Origin of the sequence: Klebsiella sp. R390, from assembly GCF_051131745.1 — a bacterium.
Taxonomy (GTDB): Bacteria; Pseudomonadota; Gammaproteobacteria; order Enterobacterales; family Enterobacteriaceae; genus Klebsiella.
This window is the reverse complement of record NZ_CP180445.1, coordinates 5,199,579-5,218,276: the sequence shown is the minus strand read 5'-3', so window position 1 is coordinate 5,218,276 and position 18,698 is coordinate 5,199,579. Positions and strand designations below refer to the sequence as shown.

At 56.2% G+C, this 18,698-nt stretch carries 19 protein-coding genes and 1 pseudogene; 6 read left to right on the top strand and 14 right to left on the bottom strand.

Annotated elements, in window-relative coordinates:
• The first annotated feature begins 24 nt into the window (after nucleotides 1–24).
• Together ACMYSP_RS24455 and tam are read left to right on the top strand one after the other, a co-directional pair.
• Nucleotides 25–315 carry a hypothetical protein gene (locus ACMYSP_RS24455; RefSeq protein ID WP_434584633.1) on the top strand — a complete coding sequence of 97 codons (291 nt, stop codon included), beginning with the start codon at nucleotides 25–27 and terminating at the stop codon, nucleotides 313–315.
• A gap of 186 nt (nucleotides 316–501) precedes the next feature.
• Nucleotides 502–1,263 (top strand): trans-aconitate 2-methyltransferase, encoded by a 762-nt coding sequence (tam, locus tag ACMYSP_RS24450; RefSeq protein ID WP_434584632.1) that lies wholly within the window; start codon nucleotides 502–504, stop codon nucleotides 1,261–1,263.
• Between the two features lie 215 nt (nucleotides 1,264–1,478).
• Here the strand turns inward: tam and ACMYSP_RS24445 are convergent, their stop codons facing one another.
• The 10 genes and pseudogenes from ACMYSP_RS24445 to sad form a co-directional block, all read right to left on the bottom strand.
• Nucleotides 1,479–1,919: a GNAT family N-acetyltransferase gene (locus ACMYSP_RS24445; RefSeq protein ID WP_434584631.1), complete on the bottom strand. Its 441-nt coding sequence runs from the start codon at nucleotides 1,917–1,919 to the stop codon at nucleotides 1,479–1,481.
• Nucleotides 1,920–2,288: 369 nt separating this feature from the next.
• The gene (locus ACMYSP_RS24440) at nucleotides 2,289–2,990 is read right to left on the bottom strand and encodes a DUF2931 family protein (protein ID WP_434584630.1); all 702 of its coding nucleotides are present in this window, start codon (nucleotides 2,988–2,990) and stop codon (nucleotides 2,289–2,291) included.
• 10 nt (nucleotides 2,991–3,000) lie between these two features.
• Nucleotides 3,001–4,689, bottom strand: coding sequence for a T6SS phospholipase effector Tle1-like catalytic domain-containing protein (locus ACMYSP_RS24435; protein WP_434584629.1), 1,689 nt, complete (start codon nucleotides 4,687–4,689; stop codon nucleotides 3,001–3,003).
• A 151-nt stretch (nucleotides 4,690–4,840) separates the two neighbouring features.
• Nucleotides 4,841–5,005 (bottom strand): annotated as a pseudogene (locus tag ACMYSP_RS24430) (helix-turn-helix domain-containing protein); the annotation flags it as partial.
• A gap of 218 nt (nucleotides 5,006–5,223) precedes the next feature.
• On the bottom strand, nucleotides 5,224–6,675 hold the full coding sequence (locus ACMYSP_RS24425) for a tagaturonate reductase (RefSeq protein ID WP_434584628.1): 1,452 nt from the start codon (nucleotides 6,673–6,675) through the stop codon (nucleotides 5,224–5,226).
• 102 nt (nucleotides 6,676–6,777) lie between these two features.
• Nucleotides 6,778–7,305 (bottom strand): GNAT family N-acetyltransferase, encoded by a 528-nt coding sequence (locus ACMYSP_RS24420; protein ID WP_434584627.1) that lies wholly within the window; start codon nucleotides 7,303–7,305, stop codon nucleotides 6,778–6,780.
• 81 nt (nucleotides 7,306–7,386) lie between these two features.
• A complete protein-coding gene (locus tag ACMYSP_RS24415; RefSeq protein WP_434584626.1) occupies nucleotides 7,387–8,808 on the bottom strand; it encodes a GGDEF domain-containing protein in 1,422 nt (473 codons plus the stop codon).
• 126 nt (nucleotides 8,809–8,934) lie between these two features.
• The gene (locus ACMYSP_RS24410) at nucleotides 8,935–9,300 is read right to left on the bottom strand and encodes a DUF4186 domain-containing protein (RefSeq protein WP_434584625.1); all 366 of its coding nucleotides are present in this window, start codon (nucleotides 9,298–9,300) and stop codon (nucleotides 8,935–8,937) included.
• Nucleotides 9,300–10,202 (bottom strand): glutaminase B, encoded by a 903-nt coding sequence (gene glsB, locus ACMYSP_RS24405; RefSeq protein ID WP_434587301.1) that lies wholly within the window; start codon nucleotides 10,200–10,202, stop codon nucleotides 9,300–9,302. The genes ACMYSP_RS24410 and glsB overlap by 1 nt, the downstream gene beginning before the upstream one ends.
• Nucleotides 10,203–10,304: 102 nt before the next feature.
• Nucleotides 10,305–11,690 carry a succinate-semialdehyde dehydrogenase gene (gene sad / locus ACMYSP_RS24400; RefSeq protein WP_434584624.1) on the bottom strand — a complete coding sequence of 462 codons (1,386 nt, stop codon included), beginning with the start codon at nucleotides 11,688–11,690 and terminating at the stop codon, nucleotides 10,305–10,307.
• Between the two features lie 105 nt (nucleotides 11,691–11,795).
• Here sad and ptrR point away from each other — a divergent pair, with 105 nt between their 5' ends.
• On the top strand, nucleotides 11,796–12,674 hold the full coding sequence (gene ptrR / locus ACMYSP_RS24395; RefSeq protein WP_434584623.1) for a putrescine utilization regulator PtrR: 879 nt from the start codon (nucleotides 11,796–11,798) through the stop codon (nucleotides 12,672–12,674).
• Here the strand turns inward: ptrR and ACMYSP_RS24390 are convergent.
• Nucleotides 12,628–13,110: a GNAT family N-acetyltransferase gene (locus ACMYSP_RS24390; RefSeq protein ID WP_434584622.1), complete on the bottom strand. Its 483-nt coding sequence runs from the start codon at nucleotides 13,108–13,110 to the stop codon at nucleotides 12,628–12,630. The genes ptrR and ACMYSP_RS24390 overlap by 47 nt on opposite strands.
• A 143-nt stretch (nucleotides 13,111–13,253) precedes the next feature.
• Between ACMYSP_RS24390 and ACMYSP_RS24385 the strand changes: the two genes are divergently transcribed.
• Nucleotides 13,254–14,201, top strand: a complete 948-nt coding sequence (locus ACMYSP_RS24385; protein WP_434584621.1) for an L-lactate dehydrogenase — start codon at nucleotides 13,254–13,256, stop codon at nucleotides 14,199–14,201.
• 63 nt (nucleotides 14,202–14,264) lie between these two features.
• Here ACMYSP_RS24385 and ACMYSP_RS24380 read toward each other — a convergent pair whose 3' ends face one another.
• Together ACMYSP_RS24380 and ACMYSP_RS24375 are read right to left on the bottom strand one after the other, a co-directional pair.
• Nucleotides 14,265–15,059: a PhzF family phenazine biosynthesis protein gene (locus ACMYSP_RS24380; protein ID WP_434584620.1), complete on the bottom strand. Its 795-nt coding sequence runs from the start codon at nucleotides 15,057–15,059 to the stop codon at nucleotides 14,265–14,267.
• A 9-nt stretch (nucleotides 15,060–15,068) separates the two neighbouring features.
• Entirely contained in the window at nucleotides 15,069–15,866 is a 798-nt protein-coding gene (locus ACMYSP_RS24375) for a PhzF family phenazine biosynthesis protein (protein WP_434584619.1), read from the bottom strand.
• 202 nt (nucleotides 15,867–16,068) lie between these two features.
• On the opposite strand from ACMYSP_RS24375, the gene ACMYSP_RS24370 reads away from it, so the two are divergent.
• Complete coding sequence (locus ACMYSP_RS24370) at nucleotides 16,069–17,265, top strand: sugar transporter (RefSeq protein WP_434584618.1); 1,197 nt, start codon at nucleotides 16,069–16,071, stop codon at nucleotides 17,263–17,265.
• A gap of 86 nt (nucleotides 17,266–17,351) precedes the next feature.
• Here ACMYSP_RS24370 and ACMYSP_RS24365 read toward each other — a convergent pair whose 3' ends face one another.
• Nucleotides 17,352–18,020, bottom strand: a complete 669-nt coding sequence (locus ACMYSP_RS24365) for a MarC family NAAT transporter (RefSeq protein ID WP_434584617.1) — start codon at nucleotides 18,018–18,020, stop codon at nucleotides 17,352–17,354.
• Between the two features lie 234 nt (nucleotides 18,021–18,254).
• On the opposite strand from ACMYSP_RS24365, the gene marR reads away from it, so the two are divergent.
• The gene (marR, locus tag ACMYSP_RS24360; protein WP_123754409.1) at nucleotides 18,255–18,689 is read left to right on the top strand and encodes a multiple antibiotic resistance transcriptional regulator MarR; all 435 of its coding nucleotides are present in this window, start codon (nucleotides 18,255–18,257) and stop codon (nucleotides 18,687–18,689) included.
• The last annotated feature ends 9 nt before the right edge of the window (nucleotides 18,690–18,698 follow it).

The following is an 18,698-nucleotide window of genomic DNA, read 5'->3' as shown; positions in this document are numbered from 1 at the left end:
CTGAGTCTGGCAGGAAATACGCAAATGCATCAGAGTTTTAATCAGCGTGTTCATTTCTACTACTGCATTCTGGTCGCGCTGAAAATACATGGAAAATCAAAAAAATCAGGTGGCGTCAGGGGAAAGAATAACTTTCTGCTGAAGTGGTTACGTAAAGCTCAGGACAACAATATCTTCCACCCGGATATCACCAGCGAAATTGAGTGGCTGCGCGGAAAAATCATTCAGGCTGGTTATGACACCGATCTGGAACCGATGCTGGATTTTGTCTATGCCACAGCAAAGCGAGCCGAAACCCTCAAAGACAGCGATTAGTCGCCCCTCAAAGCCGGGTTCTCCGGCTTCTCTCGCCGTCAAATACGTTTAGCGATGCGAATAACGTGACGCCGTCACTTTTAATAGCCCGCATCGGTAACAATAATCAGCAACACTAAATGCGTTTTACCTTTGGTCATTGCCCTCTATGCTGATGAACGACATTCATTGTATCCGGAGACATGCATGGCAGACTGGAATCCCTCGTTATATCTGAAGTTTGGTGCCGAACGTACTCGCCCTGCGGCAGAGTTAGTGGCCCGCATTGCCGACCAGTCGGTGACTTTTGCTGTTGATTTGGGCTGTGGGCCGGGAAACAGTACCGCCTTGCTACATCATGCGTGGCCAGAAGCTGCCATTGTCGGCGTAGATAATTCACCGGCGATGCTGGAAGAAGCGGCGCAGGCCCTGCCGTCCTGCCGTTTTGTCACCGCCGACATCCGCAATTATCAGCCTGAACGCCCGGCCGACCTTATCTATGCAAACGCGTCGCTGCAGTGGCTGACGGACCATGAAACGCTGTTCCCCCAGTTGGTCAGTCAGCTTGCACAGCATGGTCTGCTGGCGGTACAGATGCCGGACAACTGGCAGGAACCGTCCCATACGCTGATGCGACAGACGGCACAGGAGTTGGGGTTTGCAGAGAGCGGACGCCATCCGCTGCCGTCGGCTCAGGCCTACTACGATATTCTGACCCGCAGCGGTTGTGAGGTGGATATCTGGCGCACCACCTATTATCACCCCCTGGCGTCTCATCAGGCGATAATCGACTGGCTGCAATCAACCGGGTTACGCCCGTATCTGCAACCGCTTGATAACGAACAACGCGAAGCCTTTCTTCAGCACTATCTGGGGTTACTGCAGCAACACTACCCGTTACAGTGTAACGGGAAAGTGCTGCTGTTATTCCCGCGCCTGTTTATCGTGGCGCGCAAAACCGGCGTCTGACAAAAGATCGCAACAACGGCGCCGGAATGGCGCCGGTTGGCAGGTTTACCAGGAAAGATGGTGCACCAGTGAGAGATCCCACGCGGTGGCCAGCAGTGACAGAAACATAATCAGGTTAATGGTGGTCTCAATACGTTTTTCCATTTTTCCTTCTCCTGAGTCGTTTTCAGCGGCCAGACAGGCTGAGTAAAACCACATCCTGTTGCTTATAAACGTTACAGCGTCACGCGATAACGTACGTAATCATCGGCGGGAGTAAACTCGTCATACAGCCGGCGGGCGGGATTATCGCTGCGGGTATGCCAGTACAAGCGCGACCAACCCTGAGCTTTGCCCTCGGCATGCAGTGCCTGCAGGAGCTGTCTGGCGATGCCCCGGCCGCGCATCTGCGGTTCAACAAACAGGTCTTCCAGGTAGCAAATGGGGGTTTTCACCCATGTACCTTCGTGCAAAACGCAGATCGCAAAACCGACCACGCGGTCGTCCACCACCGCAACACGCCCCACCACTGGTGAGCGCTCATCGAGCAGACGTTGCCAGGTCAATTCGGTCACATCCTCAGGTTGCGGACTGCCATAAAATGCAGTGTAACCTTCCCACAGCAGCAACCACTGTGATTTATCATATTGATGAATATCACGAATCTCAACAACCATGGAGCTATCCTCTTTGGTGACGCATCCATCAGGCGTTGTGTGCACAAACGTGTGCGGTGTAAGCTGCCCCGGAATGTATCGATAAGCCATTATTTTCCGGCAAGAAAATTAGTTCAAGCACCGGGGGCACGATTTGCCTCTATTCGGTTTTATCTGGACGTTACCTGTTATTGCTGCAAAGCGAATGGGGCTCGATATATCAGACCTGCTCGGGCTAAGTATTCATAAAATGAATAAGCAGACCCAGTGGGAGCGAAGCTGCAAAATGCGACATATTAAAAAAAATTGAAGTTTAATCCGTCAAAACAATCAGATTGATGCTCAAAAGGATCTCAAGAAGATCCTTTTGATTTTGCTGATCGTTACGCCCTACCAGTTACCATATGGATAGGGCTTTCCCTTGATAAAATCGCGGATAAAGGGATCATAACCGTTAGCCTCGATATAACTGAAATCAATCTGGTTGGGAACGTTTTTACATATCAGCATATCATCTCCCGTCAGGGTGAACTGCTGGGCAGAATGCTGGAGCACAACAGGATCGCCGTTATCCTCCAGCCAGACCCGCACGGTCCCTCCCGGTGCCAGTCCGATAATCATATTGTCCCGGTAATACGTCTTTCCCGGCTTATAGGTATCAGGATAGGCCGTCAGCATCTGCTGCCACGTCTCTCGGCTGAACCAGACCTCCGTCTCGTACGCTTTCTTGTCGATAACCGAGTCCCAGCACACCGTCATCCTGACCGGCAGCGCCTTGCCAATATTAAAATTGGCTGAAAAACCACCTACGCGCTGGCTCCATTTCCCCACACTGCTCTGGCTGGGTTCCGTCGGATCAAGTCGCCGGAAAATACTCTCCCGGATATCGCCGTCCTCCAGATACACCATTGTCACCAGTGCCGGCAGGTTTTTCGGGTGAAAAAAATTAAACTGCCAGTGGTCGTAAGGCAGTTTCTGCCCCCACTGCTCCACGTCGTCTCCCAGCAGCGTCTTCACGCCTGCCCGGCGGTCATGGCAGCCGACAGCCAGCATTACGCCCAGCACGGTCACAATCAGCGGTAATCGTCTCATCCCTGCCTCCTCAGAAAACCACGTCCAGTGCGTCCGCGTAAACCCGCGCCTTGTCTTCCCACTGCTGCTGGTCGTCCATCCGCCATACCGTCCGCACCCAGCCTTTGCCCGGGGCCATCGGCCACACGAACGAGTGCTCGTCCGTCGGCGCATAGTGGTTTCGCAGAAAAACCTCTCCCGAGGACGGACTCACCCACAGGCTCAGATCCGAGTCGATGTTCCAGTTCGCCGAACAGTGCAGGTAGCGCCCGATGGTCCGCATATCCTCCGCCGTGAAGCTCTCAGGCTCCGCGCCGCGTCGGACCGCGCGGCCCTGAGCTATAGCTTTGTCACACAGGGGAAGCAGTTCTGACGGCAGCGCCAGCTTTTTGTTACTGCTGAGTATCGGTGCAAACATAACCCCGGTGTCCTGTGCCGCATCCAGCATCACCCGCAGGCTCACCTTCTCCCAGTCGTTCGGCACCGCCCTGCGCGTCATGAACACCGCCGCGCCCACTTTCTTCTCAAAAATAAACGCCCGCGCCTTGTTCTGATTGACCAGCGGCCACGAAATCATTTTCGTCTCCACCTCACCGTGCGGCATCAGGTACTTCAGCGCCGGCAGTGCGTACAGCGCCTGACGCATCTTCTCCGCCTGAAGGTACACCGCCGTCTGCATTTCATCCGCGCTGTCGCGCGTCACCTCAAAGTCCGGCATCGTCAGCAGGGATATTTCATCCTCTCCCGCGTTATAGCCCCCGCCGATGTCAGAGTGCGCCCCCGGCAGCGCCAGCTCCGGCCACATCCCCGCGATGCTGTTCAGGCTGAAGTTATACCGGCACTCGTACATTGCGCTTATCTGAAAGACCTTCTGCGCCACTGAGGGACGCAGTTCGAGATTCACCCCGGGGTTACTGCGTCCGTTAACGCCGTAGAAGTTAAGCAGGCTCCCGATGGCCGCCACCGTGTCAAACAGCCCCAGAAAGCGCACCTCTCCCGCCGGTTTCCCGTGGTGCCCCGCCATATCCAGCCCGTTCTCTATCGCTGCCGCTATCGCCGCGTCCTGGTTCATCACCCGGTTGGCAAAATGCCGGGCTGCCGCCGCACCGCGGCTAAATCCGAACACGTCAAACTGCACCTTCGCGATCGCCACTTTGTCACGGTTAAGTTTGATAAAGCGGGTCAGTTCTGCGCTGATCTTGTCCAGTGCTTCATCGGTCTTCGTCACCACCCCTTCAAACTGCCGGATAAGGCTGCTGCCCAGCGCCTTCCCCAGCATCGAATCACTTTCCCCGTCCGCCGTCCCGATCCCGCTGACGTAGGCTTTGACCTGCGCCTCTGTCTCACTGTCGTTGAGTTCATCACTGAGCTGATAAAGATCGTAAAGCCGTGAAATATTAGTGTGACCGCCCTGCCAACTGGCATTACCCAGCCCGGCTCTGGCGCGCTCTTCATACTTCGCGCACGCCCGGGCTCGCTCCTCGCCAACCAGACCGGCGCAGTGGGCATACGCCAGCCGCAAATCGTCTGAGTTCGCACGGTTGTTCCCCGTACCGTCAAAGAACACTCCCACCGTCAGCGTGATCCCCCTGACTGGCACCCGACGGCATTGGACGGTTTTTACAGTCCCAACAGCGCTGGTTCGAAGAGTGCAGTCCCCGATAACTTCATACCGGTAATAGCCGGTATTTTCCGGTGTGGCCCTTTCGTCTGTACTCATGGAAAATCCTTTTAGTTTAGATGGTTAATTAATATCCCATCTTACCTTAACCAAAATCAACGCTCTATCTTCAGCACATGATGCAGTAGCCATGTTCAAATGCATGGAGGGGATTGTATCCGCCTGTTCCTGTATATCCGGAAAAGAGCCGTTATATTCCGTCAGGCATAGCGGTTTTATCCGCCAGGCTGGCTGGCTTTACCCTGAGGATAGTTTGTCGGGTAGTGCTGAATTCACGGGCCACGGCACTCACAGTTATCCTCTTGCTGAGTCGTTTCAGAACCGATTTCTTTTGTTCATCATTCAGCACTGAGGGAGGTTCTGCCTGTTTATGCAGCGGTGTCAGGTGGATGTGGTTTTTCCCCTGTTCCCTGATGTGAAGAATGATTTTTACTCAGATCCAGTTCTAAAAAGTCAGATGTCGCATTTTGCAGCTTCGCTCTCGCAAGAAAAAGTATGTTGTAACTACTATTGGATAATAAAAAACCCGGCAGCAATATGGCCGGGTTCTCAGTGCATCACGACATCATGACATCAGCACAGCGGCTTGACGGCTTCGCGCATGCCACGCAGCAGAATAGCGTCCAGGTCCAGGCTCACCTGTTCTACCAGCCCTGGGATCTGCGTCAGGTCCTGTTCCCAATGGGACGTCACCGACAGCACGGCCTTGACCAGTTCACTGGTGCAGAGTTGCGCATCACGATGCTGCGCCCAGAGAGTCTGGAAACGCGTCATCCACTCGGCGTCATCCTGCACGGGATAGCTTTCGCCATCACGTTCCGCACGATAAAACGCAATCAGTGCCGCCAGTGCGAACGTTAGACGGGCCGGGAGTTTACCCGATTTTGCCTGCCCTGCCAGCAGCTGCGGCAGAATGCGAGTGCGGTATTTGGTCATGCCGTTGAGAGCGATAGACAGCAGCTGATGCTTGATGTACGGGTTACGGAAACGCCCGGTCACCGCGCTGGCAAACGATTCCAGCTCGTCACGCGGCAGATCCAGCACCGGAATGATCTCTTCATAAATGGCCTTCTCAACGAACGCGCAGATCTCCTGATCGTTCATCGCTTCACCTACGGTATCCAGACCGGCCTGGAAGGCCACCGGTACCAGTGCGGTGTGCGCGCCATTGAGGATCGCCACTTTCCGCTCTTTATACGGCTTGATATCGTCAACAATCAGGACGTTAAGCGGGAGTTTATCCAGACGCAGCTCGGCGGCCAACGACTTCGGCCCCTGAATAACAAACAGGTAAAAGTGCTCGGCGGTGGCCAGGAAGCCATCTTTATAGCCCAGCTGGGCTTCAATCGCTTCAGCTTCATCGCGCGGATAACCAGTCACAATGCGGTCAACCAGCGTAGAACAGAAAGCATTCGCCTCTTGCAACCAGGTGATAAAGGCTGACGGCAGTTCCCATTCGTGGGCATAGCGCAGCACCAGTTCACGCAGCGCTTCCCCGTTGTAGTCAATCAGCTCGCAAGGAATGATGATCCAGCCTTTATCCGCCGCGCCCGCAAAGTGGCTGTAGCGTTCGTACAGCAGACGGGTCAGCTTCGCCGGGTAGCTCACCGCCGGCGCATCGTCGAAACGATCGCCCGCGTGGTAGCTAATACCGGCTTCGGTGGTATTGGAAAACACAAAGCGCATGTCCGGGTTATGAGCCAGACGCAGGAACTCGTTGTAATCCGCGTAGACGCTGATCTCCCGGTTGACCGAACGAATCAGCCGCGCGTCGCTGACCGCCTCGCCCTGCTCGTTCAGCCCGCGAATAATGGTGGTATACAGCCCATCCTGAGTGCTGAGCGAAGGCGGGAATGCACTCTCAATCGGACGAACAATGACCACCCCGGCGTTCAGGTCGGTATGTTCATTCAGCAGATCCAGCTGCCAGTCGACAAAGGCGCGAAGGAAGTTACCTTCGCCAAACTGAATGATACGTTCAGGGTACTGCGCGCCGGGGAAGTCACGACGATTTAATGTTTTCACAATAGGTTCCCTCTTAGAGTAGTCATACAACCTGAGTAATTGGTGTAATAACTTATCAACTTTTCTAAGAATAAAACCGTGTTTTGATCAAACCTGTCTCTGTTATTGCAGGAACTTATAGAACAGTGAGGTGGCGGTCATCTTTCCGTCCGGCATCAAGGCGTAGCGCGGGATTTCTCCGGCTTTTTCCCAGCCACACTGGACATAAAAGCCTTCTGCGCCGCTGCCTGTCGCGGTGTCGAGTACCAGCACCGATTTGCCCTGCTGGCGCGCCTGCTGCTCCAGATACGCCATCAGCGCATTCGCCACTCCCTGACGTCGGGCATTTTGGTGAACCAAAAGTTTGGCGACGTCGGCGCGGTGCGGTTGGTTCTCAGGTTGATCGGTAATCAACTGTACCGTTCCGACAATCTGCCCGGCCTGTTCAGCCACCAGCACCAACCGTTCACCGGCTTCGACGCTGCGAGCCGTGCGGCGCCAGAACGCCTCAGCCGTCTGCGGGGCAAATGGCAGCATAAAGCTTACCGACGCGCCGCCATTGACGCTGTCGGCCAGAATATCGCTGAGTCGGGAAAGGTTGGTGAGAATATCGTCGTGTGAAAGGGTACGGAAAGAAAAGGATGTGGTCATGGGTCGCTCCCTGAAATTAACCACATCACTATGATTTTAACTATTATTTAACACAAGCGGCATTGTCATCGTATTTTCTTATTACCCATTCTCCGCCAGCGTCGGCGTAAAAATACGATTGCGCCCTGCTTTTTTGGCGCTGATAAGATAATCGTCGGCCACCATCAGCTGCTGATTAAAGAGTTCAGTGATCCGCCCGGAACCAATTGGTCGGCACTCAAGCCCCATGCTGATCGTCAGCTTGATCTGCTGCTGCCCCCAGACAAAAGTTTGCGCCTCAATGCCCTGGCGAATTTTCTCCGCCAGCTGCAGCCCCGCCTGCGCCGTCGCGCCCAGACTGGCCACCGCAAACTCTTCCCCGCCGATCCGCGCCACCATTCCCTGTTCGCCAGCCAGTTCCCGCACCCGCTGGGCCAGCTGCGCCAGCACGCAATCGCCACACTCATGGCCCCACTGATCATTGACCCGTTTGAAGCCATCGATGTCGAGCACCATCACCGTGAATACCTGGGCTTCTGACAGCGGCTGACGCTTCAGCGACTCACTTAATCCCGAACGCGAATAGACCCGGGTCTGGAAATCGAAATCGGCGCGCAGCGCCAGCTGTTTGACCAGGTTGTTGATCGCCTCTACGCTGGACGCCACAATCACCGGGCTAATCAACATCGCCGCAATACCGAGACGGGTTGAAAACAGCTGTAACGGTTGCAGATGGGTATCTGGGGAGAGGTGGATCAGGGCGTTGGCCACCAGCAGGATCTCACCGACGCCGGTCAGAAAAGTCAGCAGGCAGGTCAGCGGCAGCGGGTAACGAATGGCGCACCAGATCAGCGCCGGCAGCGGGAAAGTGATACTTCCGGCGCCCCCCACGGCGACCCCCAGAATAATCGACAGCACCAGCACGATGACCGGCAGCAGCTGACTCCAGCGGAAACCGCTTATTCCGGAGGGGATCGACACCGTCAGGATAAACGGCAGGATCAGCACCGCGGTAGAGAACTGTTCGCTAAACCAATCCACCAGCAGAGAAATAAACGTTTCTCGTTCCACATCCACAGAGCCCAGCGCCCCAACGGCCGCGCTGAGTAATGCCGCCAGCAGACAGTAGCAGAACAGATTAAGCACATTTATCGGCCCGGGCATCGAGTCGGCGCGCCGTTTATCCCACAGCACTAGCTGCGCCAGAGTGACAATAAAGACAATATTCGAGAAGTTAATCAGCAGCGAAGCATAGCCCATTCCCCAACGCGAGGTTAAGCCATCGTAAACCAGCATCGCGCCAAAGCAGACGGCATAAAAGTAACTACGATTAAGCCAGACATAACGCGCGAAGATCCCGGCCAGCACAGCATTCAGCGGCCAGAAGAAAGAGAGTTCCTGTACCAGTCTCAGCATCGCGCCGAGAAAATGGAGCAATAAAGTGATAGTGAATAACACCAGTGCATCACGCACGGGCTGTTCCTCACGAAACGCAGTGAATGACCGAATCGACAGTGAAGACATTCAGTAATTATCCGTCTAATTGTTTCAGGCAATTATTATGTTAATAATTAGTTAGCGGATTATCATAGCATGAGAATATTTATCAGGCATACCCATGCCTGATAAATGAACATAGGCAGATGGTGATTAACGTTGTGGGGAATTCATCTGTAGCACTAACCAGTGGTGGATAACCTGCACCACATAGCGCTGCTCCTCGGCGCTGAGCTCGCGCCCGGCAGGTATGGCGTGCCATTTTGCCAGGCACCCGCGACAGCAGGTCGCGGTGGCATGCTGGGCAATAAACACCGGATGTCCGCGCATGGGGGTCTGTTTGCCGTCATTCGCAATATAAGCCGGAGCCAGGCGACGTGCGATAAAGTCGGCCGCATGCTGGTCTATTATCTCCGCCCCTTTATCGAGGCAATATTGCCGCTCTTTGATCCCCAGCCGAAAGCGCGAGCGAAAAGCAGAACCCTGCAGACGAGTAAAAAGCGTATCGATTGAGCGCATCAGAATACCGACCGCCCCAGCTGGTGAGTGAGTTTCTCCAGCACCGCTGTCCCCGTCAGCGAGTTACCGGCGTCATCGAGCTCCGGGCTCCAGACGGCAATCGCCATCTCCTGCGGCACGATCGCCACAATCCCCCCGCCGACGCCTGATTTTGCCGGCAGGCCGACGCGCCAGGCAAACTCGCCGGCGTTCTGGTACATGCCGCTGGTCATCATCAAAGCGTTCACCTGCCGCGACTGGATCGGGGCTATCACCGGCGTATCGAGATGTGGCGCGACACCGCGGTCCGCGAGAAACAGAAAGGTTCGCGCCAGCTCGACGCAGCTCATTTCCAGCGAGCAGTAATGAAAATAGTTGTGCAGCACCGTGGCAACATCATTATGGAAATTGCCAAACGATTTCATGAGCCAGGCAATCGCGGCATTACGCGCTGAGTGGTCAAACTCTGAGCGCGCGACCACCGGGTCGTAGGCAATATCGCCGACGCCGCTCAGACGACGCACAATCTCCAGCATTCTCTGGCGTGGCGCGCTCAGTCGGCTTTGCAGCATATCGCAGACCACCAGCGCCCCGGCATTAATAAAGGGATTGCGTGGTTTGCCTTGCTCAATTTCCAGCTGCAACAGAGAGTTAAACGGTTGTCCGGAGGGATCTTTCCCCACCCGCTGCCAGATTTCGTCTTCCGGGTAATGGTTCATCGCCACCACCAGACTCAGCACTTTGGAGATAGATTGAATGGAAAAACGCTCGCAGGCATCGCCGGCAGAATAGTGCTGACCGTCTACCGTGCAAATTGCTACCCCGAGTTTATTACCGCTTACGCTGGCCAGCGCCGGAATATAATCCGCCACCTTGCCGCGCCCAATCAGCGGCCTGATTTCTGCCAGAATAGTCTCCAGCATTGCATTATTGATGACCGTCGCCACACCCGGCTCCTTGCCCGCCGTCAAATTCGGGCTGGGAGTATAGCAGAGTGCGGCGACGGTCGTCAGGCGTGACGTCGGTTAGCGACGGTCTTTCCATACGGTTTGCACATTACAGAACTCATGCAGGCCGAAATGGGACAGTTCGCGACCAAAGCCACTCTTTTTCACGCCGCCAAACGCGACGCGGGCATCGCTGGCACTGTAACCATTAATAAAGACGCCGCCACACTCCAGCTCGCGGGAAAAACGCTGCGCTTCATCAACGCTGGCGGTATAGACGGTTGCCGACAGGCCAAATTCGCTATCGTTAGCCAGCGCCAGCGCATGATCGGCATCGCGCGCCACGCTGATGGTAGCTACCGGGCCAAACAGCTCCTGGCGGAATCCGGTCATTTCCGGAGTGACATTACCCAGTACCGTTGGCGCATAGTAGTTGCCTGCCCCGGCCATTTTCTCTGCGCCCAGCAGCAAGGTTGCCCCTTCCGCCAGGGTCGCGGTCACCTGCTGATGCAGCTCATCACGCAGATCGAAGCGCGCCATTGGGCCGATGTAGTTGGCTTCATCACGGGGGTCCCCCATCTTCAGGGCATCGACGGCTGCAACAAAACGGCTGGTAAAGGCCTCGGCAATCCCGGCTTCAACGATAAAGCGCTTCGAAGCAGCACACACCTGCCCGCTATTTTGATAGCGACCAATCACCGCCGCTTTAACGGCTTCATCAAGGTCAGCATCATTGAGAACGATAAACGGATCGGAACCGCCCAGTTCGAGCACGCATTTCTTCAGCGCAGCACCGGCCTGAGCGCCGATAGCCTTGCCGGCACGCATGCTCCCGGTCAAGGTGACGGCGGCAATACGTGGGTCGTTAATCGCCTGCGACACGCCGTCATTGGTGGCATTCACCCAACCGAAGACACCATCCGGCAATCCCGCTGCATCAAAGATTTCGCCAATCAGCGCCGCGCTGCCCATGACATTCGGTGCGTGTTTCAGCAGGTAGCTGTTGCCCGCCAGCAGGATCGGTACCGCTCCACGCAATACCTGCCACAGCGGGAAGTTCCACGGCATAATGGCGAGGATCGCCCCCAATGGACGGTATTCAATCACCGCATTGTTGTTTTCCACCGCGGTGGCTTCGGTCGCCAGCATCGCCGGGCCGTGTTCAGCGTACCAGTCGCAGAGGTTGGCGGATTTGGTCACTTCGCCACGGGCCTGGGCGATCGGCTTGCCCATTTCGAGGCTGATCATCTGTGCCATCTCTTCGCCGCGGGCGCGCAGCGCGCTGCCGACACGACGGAGTGCATCGGCACGCTCGGCGACGCTGACGGTGCGCCACTGACGATAGCCCTGCTCAGCCAGCGCAATCGCCGAATCCACTTGTTGTTCAGTCGCCCAGGGAAGAGACGACACCATTTCTCCCGTGGTCGGGTTGACGGAAACCGCGTGCGTTGTCGATAAAGTCATCGTATTGCTCTCTCTGTTGATTGCGAATTAACCTCATTCTGGCGTACCCTTCCTTTCATTGAAAATGAATAATATTAAGTAACCTATTCACAAAAGAAGAACACTATGGACCTGACCCAGCTTGAGATGTTTAACGCCGTCGCCAGCACCGGCAGCATTACCCAGGCCGCACAGAAGGTGCACCGGGTTCCCTCTAACCTGACGACCCGCATTCGTCAGCTGGAGGCCGACCTCGGCGTTGCGCTGTTTATTCGTGAGAACCAGCGTCTGCGCCTGTCGCCCGCCGGGCATAGTTTTTTACGCTATAGCCAGCAGATCCTCGCGTTGGTTGATGAAGCGCGGATGGTGGTCGCTGGCGATGAACCACAAGGCCTGTTTTCGCTGGGCTCGCTGGAGAGCACCGCGGCGGTGCGCATTCCATCGACGCTGGCGCTGTATAACCAGCGCTATCCCAAAATCCACCTGGCGCTCTCGACCGGGCCGTCCGGCACTATGATTGACGGCGTGCTGGAGGGAACCTTAAGTGCGGCATTCGTGGACGGGCCGCTGGTGCATCCCGGTCTTGAGGGCCTGCCGGTGTTCCCGGAAGAGATGATGATCGTGGCGCCGGTGGGCCATGCGCCGGTCACCAGGGCCTGCGAAGTTAACGGCAGCGAGGTGTACGCCTTTCGCGCCAACTGCTCCTACCGCCGCCATTTCGAAAGCTGGTTCCATGCCGACCGCGCAACGCCGGGACGGATCCACGAAATGGAGTCCTATCACGGCATGCTGGCCTGTGTGATTGCCGGGGCCGGCCTGGCCCTGATCCCGCGCAGCATGCTCGAAAGTATGCCGGGTCATCAGCAGGTTTCCGCGTGGCCGTTGGCCGAAGAGTGGCGCTGGTTAACGACCTGGCTGGTGTGGCGCCGCGGTGCCAAAAACCGCCAGCTGGAGGCGTTTATAGCGCTGCTGAACGAAGATCGGCAACGAGCAGTTTCTCCATAAACAGGCTGAGCGGGTCGGGCTTATAGGGCGCAAAGGCGCAGCGGGTTTGATATCCGCTGCGGGTATAGAGTTTTACCGCCGCGTGCTGATGGATCCCGGTCTCCAGACGCACGGTATGGCAGTCCCGCCGCAGGGCTTCGCTTTCCAGCGCCTCCAGCAGTCTCTCGCCGAGCATTTGTCCGCGATGATTGGGGTCGATATAGACCCGCTTCATTTCACCAAAGCCCTGCTTATCCAGCACAATCGCCCCGCAGCCGACCGCCTGCTGTTGTGCGTCGCGGATTAACAGCACAATCACCGACTCCGCCGCCAGCTGGCTCAAATCCACCAGATGGTTGCTTTCGGCTGGATAGAGGGATTCCTGATAGGCGTCCAGTTGGGCGATCAGGGCAGTCAGGTCGGGGTGGGCAAGCGTGGTGGGGGCGATGGTATACATAGGTAAGCTCCTTTTTTGACCACTGTAGCGCAGCGCGTACACCTGCCCCTCATAGCGTTAACTTATACCTCCGCCCTGCTCTTGCGCTAAGCCATTGAGCGGCGGTAATTTTGAAGGAAGATCTTTGATAGCGGGACAGGACCATGAATACCAAAGCACGTAAGGTGATGATTATTGGCGCCGGCAATGTCGGCACTTCGGCCGCCTACGCCTTGTTAAATCAAAATATCTGTGAGGAGTTGATCCTCGTGGATTTAAATACCGCCCGGGCGCAGGCACAGGTTCAGGATCTCAGCGATGCCGCAGCCTATATGCCGGGCATGATGACTATTTCGGCCCGTGACGTCAGCGACTGCGCCGACGTTGACATCGCGGTGATCACCGTCTCCGGCGGTGCCCTGAAGCAGGGACAGACGCGGCTTGACGAACTCACAGCGACGGCCAGCATCGTCAACAGTATCGTGCCGCAGATGATGGCGAACGGCTTCAACGGTATTTTCCTCGTCGCTACCAACCCTTGCGACATTATTACCTGGCAGGTATGGAAACTCTCCGGTCTGCCGCGTAGCCAGGTGATCGGCACGGGAGTCTGGCTGGATACGACCCGTTTGCGCCGGGTGCTCGCGCAGGCTCTCGATATCGGCGCCCAGAGCATTGACGCCTTTATTCTTGGCGAGCACGGCGATACGCAGTTTCCGGTGTGGTCACACTCGTCGGTCTACGGCTCGCCGATTGCTGATGTTTACCGCAAACATACCGGGCAGGAGCTGGACCGTCAGCAGATTGCCGAACAGGTGCGCACCCTGGGATTCGAAATTTACGCCGGGAAAGGATGCACGGAGTATGGCGTCGCTGGCACCATCGCCGAGATCTGCCGCAATATCTTTACCGGTAGCCATCGCGCGCTGGCGATTTCGTGCATTCTTGAAGGTGAGTATGGGGAGACTAACGTGGCGGTTGGCGTGCCGGCGGTGCTGGCGCAGAGCGGCGTCCAGCAAATTATTGAGCTGCAGTTAGCGCCGGACGAGAGCGAGAAATTCGCCCAATCGGTCGCGGTAATTAAGGCCAACATTGCCCGTCTTCCCGCATAACATGATGTAATGACACGCCCGCAGATCGCGGGCGTGGTTAACGGTCATCCCCCGTCTGACGCCTCAGGCGTCGCGCAACAGGATCTTCCCCTGCAGCCAGGTCACCGCCTGCCCGGACATCAGCACCCGGTCGCCTTTCAGCTCACAGCGCATATCGCCGCCACGGGCTGAAACCTGACGCGCCAGCAGGCTAGTTTTCCCCAGCTTCGCGCTCCAGAACGGGATCAGCATGGTATGGGCAGAGCCGGTAACCGGATCTTCCCAGACGGCTTCTCCCGGAGAGAAAAAGCGGCTGACAAAGTCATATTCACCGTCGCCAGGGGCGGTGATCGTCACTTTATGCTCAATGGGGGTCAACGTGGCAATCGCCGGGCGGACCGCCTCAACGTCGGCACGACTCGCCAGTTCGATAAGCCATGCCCGGCCACGTCGGGCGCTGACGTAGCTATCGATGCCCAGACCGGCAAGCAATGCCGCGGGCGGCACACGTTCTTCGGTGGCCCCTGCCGGAAAATCCAGCGTCAGCCAGTCGCCTTCCCGGCTCACGGTCAGGCGGCCGGAGGCCGTTGCGAACGCCACCGATGCCTGGGGATAGTCCAGATGATGGAAAATGACGTGGGCGCTGGCGAGCGTGGCGTGACCGCACAGATTGACCTCATTGCGGGTAGTGAACCAGCGCAGGCTAAACGTCTCGCCCTCTCGTACCACAAAGGCGGTTTCAGACTGGTTATGCTCCTGCGCCATCTTCAGCAATACGTCATCCGCCAGCCACTCCTCCAGCAGACAGACCGCCGCCGGGTTCCCAGAAAACGGGGTATCGCTGAATGCGGAAACCAGATACATCGGAATCGCTTTCATGGCTTCTCCTTAGCGCAGGGCGATCGTACCGCTCATGTAGGTCGTTGCCTGGCCGCCGATCAGTACCCGATCGCCCTGCCATTGACAACGCAGATCGCCGCCGCGAGCCGATACCTGACGGGCGTGCATCGTCGTTTTAGCGAGCTTTTCGCCCCAGTAAGGGATCAGCATGCTGTGCGTGGAGCCGGTGACCGGGTCTTCGGCAACCGATTCACCCGGGCAGAAGAAACGACTAACAAAGTCATACTCACCATCATCGTCGGCGGCACTGATACAAATCATTTTGCCAAGCTGTTCAAGCTGCTGCATATCCGGTTTCACGGCTTCCACCTGCTGGCGGTTTTTGAGAATCACCAGATAGTCGCGCCCTTCGCGCACCTCGACAGCTTCATTCAGCCCCAGCCCGGACAACAGCGCCGGCGGCGGCGTCACCACCGGTGTGGTCTGCCAGGCCGGGAAATCGAGGGTCAGCCAGTCACCGTTACGGGTGACCCGCAGCTCACCGACAAAGCGGGTGCTGAACACAATGGTGGCGGAAGGATGATCGAGATATTCGAAAATAATATGCGCGGAGGCCAGTGTCGCATGACCGCAGAGGTTGATCTCATACTGGGTGGTGAACCAGCGCAGTTCATACCCATCGTCGGTGCGCACAAAAAACGCCGTCTCGGACTGATTATGCTGCTGCGCCATGCTCAGCAGTACATCATCCGGTAACCATTCGGTAAGTGGACATACTGCCGCTGCATTACCGCCAAAATTGCGGTCGCTGAAGGCATCCACGAGGTAAAAATCAATTTCCTTCATCCTACAATCCTTCCTGTTTTTACATCACATCAACATGACATAAAAGCGAATCATGTACACGATCTATATAAAAATGAATCTGTTAACGCTGAAATTTCCGCTGATGGAATAATGAGATCCAGATCACAAAGTGATTGTATTTTCACCACCGTTCGTTTTAAGATCGACGTCTCTCTCCTCTTCAGTTATCAGCTCAGAATTTATGATCACAAATACGGTTTCACGCAGGGTCGCGTGGCTTCGGGTCGTCACGCTTGCTATCGCCGCGTTTATTTTTAATACCACCGAATTCGCGCCGGTCGGCCTGCTGTCGGATATTGCCGATAGCTTTGGCATGGAGACCGCACAGGTCGGCATGATGCTGACCATCTACGCGTGGGTCGTCGCGTTGATGTCGCTGCCGTTTATGCTGCTGACCAGCCAGATGGAACGCCGTCGCCTGCTGATTGGCCTGTTTATTCTGTTTATTGCCAGCCACGTGCTGTCGTTTTTTGCCTGGAACTTTAACGTGCTGGTGATTAGCCGTATCGGTATCGCTTTCGCTCATGCGGTGTTCTGGTCGATCACTTCAGCGTTGGCTATTCGTCTGGCCCCGCCAGGCAAGCGCGCACAGGCCCTGAGCCTGATCGCTACCGGCACCGCACTGGCGATGGTTTTTGGTATTCCGATTGGCCGTATTGTCGGCCAGTACTTCGGCTGGCGAACCACCTTCCTGGTCATTGGTATGGGGGCGCTGGTCACCTTAGTGTGTCTGTTCAAGCTGCTGCCAAAACTGCCGAGCGAACATTCCGGTTCACTGAAGAGTCTGCCGCTGCTGTTCCGCCGTCCGGCGCTGCTGAGCATCTATCTGCTGACCGCGATTGTGGTCACCGCACACTATACCGCCTACAGCTACATCGAACCGTTTGTTCAGACCGTCGCCGGGCTGAGCGGCAATTTTGCCACCGTCCTGCTGCTGACCCTGGGCGGCGCGGGGATCATCGGCAGTATTCTGTTTGGCAAGCTGGGTAACCAGCATGCATCAGGCCTGATTAATATCGCTATTGCTCTGCTGCTGGCCAGCCTGCTGCTGCTGCTGCCGGCCTCGCAGAATGCCAACTACTTGATGATATTAAGCGTCTTCTGGGGCATCGCCATTATGATCATTGGCCTCGGCATGCAGGTGAAAGTGCTGGCGCTGGCACCCGATGCCACCGACGTGGCAATGTCGCTGTTCTCGGGGATCTTTAATATCGGCATCGGTGCTGGTGCGCTGCTGGGCAGCCAGGTCAGCACCCATCTGTCGATGGCCTCTATCGGCTACGTTGGCGCCATTCCGGCACTGGTGGCGCTGGTATGGGCGGTGATGATCTTCCGCCGCTGGCCGGTGTCGCTGGAAGAGCGACCGCATCACTCCTGATCGCTCATTTCAATAAGCACAGGCAAACAAAAGCCCGCCCGGTTTCCCGGCGCGGGCTTTTTTACGATCTTAGCGCATAGCCTGCATCAGGCGTGGTAGGTGGTGATAATCTCCAGCACGCCGTTGATGATAAACTGCACGCCCATACAGACCAGCAGGAAGCCCATCAGGCGGGAAATCGCTTCAATGCCCCCCTTGCCCACGAGGCGCATAATCGCCCCGGAGCTACGCAGACAGCCCCACAGAATAATCCCCACCAGGCCAAAGATGATCGGTGGCGCCACCAGTACGACCCAGTCGGGGAAATCGACGCCGTGTTTCACCGTTGAGGCGGTGCTGATCAGCATCGCGATCGTCCCCGGCCCGGCGGTGCTCGGCATCGCCAGTGGCACAAAGGCGATATTCGCGGTGGGCTCATCCTTCAGCTCTTCCGACTTCATCTTGGCTTCCATGGAGTCATGCGATTTCTGCTGCGGAAAGAGCATGCGAAAGCCGATAAAAGCGACGATCAGGCCACCTGCAATACGCAGGCCGGGAATATAGATCCCGAAGGTGCTCATTACCACCTGACCGGCGTACCAGGCGACCATCAGAATAATGAACACGTACACCGAAGCCATCAGCGACTGTTTGTTACGTTCTTCATTATTCATGTTGCCTGCGAGCCCGAGGAACAGCGCCACGGTCGTCAGTGGATTGGCCAGCGGTAAAATGACCACCAGCCCCAGGCCAATCGCTTTAAAAAGTTCAATCATATTAATTAAAGCCCCGTTAATATTTCGTTCATCACCGTTTTGCTGCGGCAGTATAACTTTTGTCAGCGATATCATACCAGCGCCGATGTCCCTCCAGCACCCGCCTCTCAGGCACCACCGGCTTCCTGCCCGGTTCACTTTAGCAAATCGTGTGATCAGCAATCGGTCAGGTTGACTTATGATTGCCTGGGCAATAATATCCACAGCAACTAACTAATTGCCTGGGCAACCATTGTGAAAAACACCAGTGACCTGTTCAACGAAATGATCCCTCTTGGTCGCTTGATTCAAATGGTTAACCAGAAAAAAGATCGCCTGCTCAACGAGTATCTCTCCCCGATGGATATCACTTCCACCCAGTTCCGGGTGCTCTGTTCCATTCGTTGCGAGGTATGCATCACCCCCGTTGAGTTGAAAACCGTGCTTTCGGTCGATCCTGGCGCAATGACGCGCATGCTCGATCGCCTGGTCTGCAAAGGCTGGATTGAACGGTTACCCAACCCCACTGACAAACGCGGCGTACTGGTGCAATTGACATCAGACGGTGCGGCACTTTGTGAGCAATGTCATCAGGTTGTGGGTCAGAAGTTGCACCAGGAATTAACAAAAAATCTGTCGGCAGACGAAATCGTTACCCTTGAGCATCTACTCAAGAAAGTCCTGCCGTAATAAGAAGAG

Coding starts and splice junctions, on each gene's coding strand:
- ACMYSP_RS24455 (WP_434584633.1), top strand. CDS start 25: ATGCATCAGAGTTTTAATCAGCGTGTTCATTTCTACTACTGCATTCTG.
- tam (WP_434584632.1), top strand. CDS start 502: ATGGCAGACTGGAATCCCTCGTTATATCTGAAGTTTGGTGCCGAACGT.
- ACMYSP_RS24445 (WP_434584631.1), bottom strand. CDS start 1,919: ATGGTTGTTGAGATTCGTGATATTCATCAATATGATAAATCACAGTGG.
- ACMYSP_RS24440 (WP_434584630.1), bottom strand. CDS start 2,990: ATGAGACGATTACCGCTGATTGTGACCGTGCTGGGCGTAATGCTGGCT.
- ACMYSP_RS24435 (WP_434584629.1), bottom strand. CDS start 4,689: ATGAGTACAGACGAAAGGGCCACACCGGAAAATACCGGCTATTACCGG.
- ACMYSP_RS24420 (WP_434584627.1), bottom strand. CDS start 7,305: ATGACCACATCCTTTTCTTTCCGTACCCTTTCACACGACGATATTCTC.
- ACMYSP_RS24415 (WP_434584626.1), bottom strand. CDS start 8,808: ATGTCTTCACTGTCGATTCGGTCATTCACTGCGTTTCGTGAGGAACAG.
- ACMYSP_RS24410 (WP_434584625.1), bottom strand. CDS start 9,300: ATGCGCTCAATCGATACGCTTTTTACTCGTCTGCAGGGTTCTGCTTTT.
- glsB (WP_434587301.1), bottom strand. CDS start 10,202: ATGCTGGAGACTATTCTGGCAGAAATCAGGCCGCTGATTGGGCGCGGC.
- sad (WP_434584624.1), bottom strand. CDS start 11,690: ATGACTTTATCGACAACGCACGCGGTTTCCGTCAACCCGACCACGGGA.
- ptrR (WP_434584623.1), top strand. CDS start 11,796: ATGGACCTGACCCAGCTTGAGATGTTTAACGCCGTCGCCAGCACCGGC.
- ACMYSP_RS24390 (WP_434584622.1), bottom strand. CDS start 13,110: ATGTATACCATCGCCCCCACCACGCTTGCCCACCCCGACCTGACTGCC.
- ACMYSP_RS24385 (WP_434584621.1), top strand. CDS start 13,254: ATGAATACCAAAGCACGTAAGGTGATGATTATTGGCGCCGGCAATGTC.
- ACMYSP_RS24380 (WP_434584620.1), bottom strand. CDS start 15,059: ATGAAAGCGATTCCGATGTATCTGGTTTCCGCATTCAGCGATACCCCG.
- ACMYSP_RS24375 (WP_434584619.1), bottom strand. CDS start 15,866: ATGAAGGAAATTGATTTTTACCTCGTGGATGCCTTCAGCGACCGCAAT.
- ACMYSP_RS24370 (WP_434584618.1), top strand. CDS start 16,069: ATGATCACAAATACGGTTTCACGCAGGGTCGCGTGGCTTCGGGTCGTC.
- ACMYSP_RS24365 (WP_434584617.1), bottom strand. CDS start 18,020: ATGATTGAACTTTTTAAAGCGATTGGCCTGGGGCTGGTGGTCATTTTA.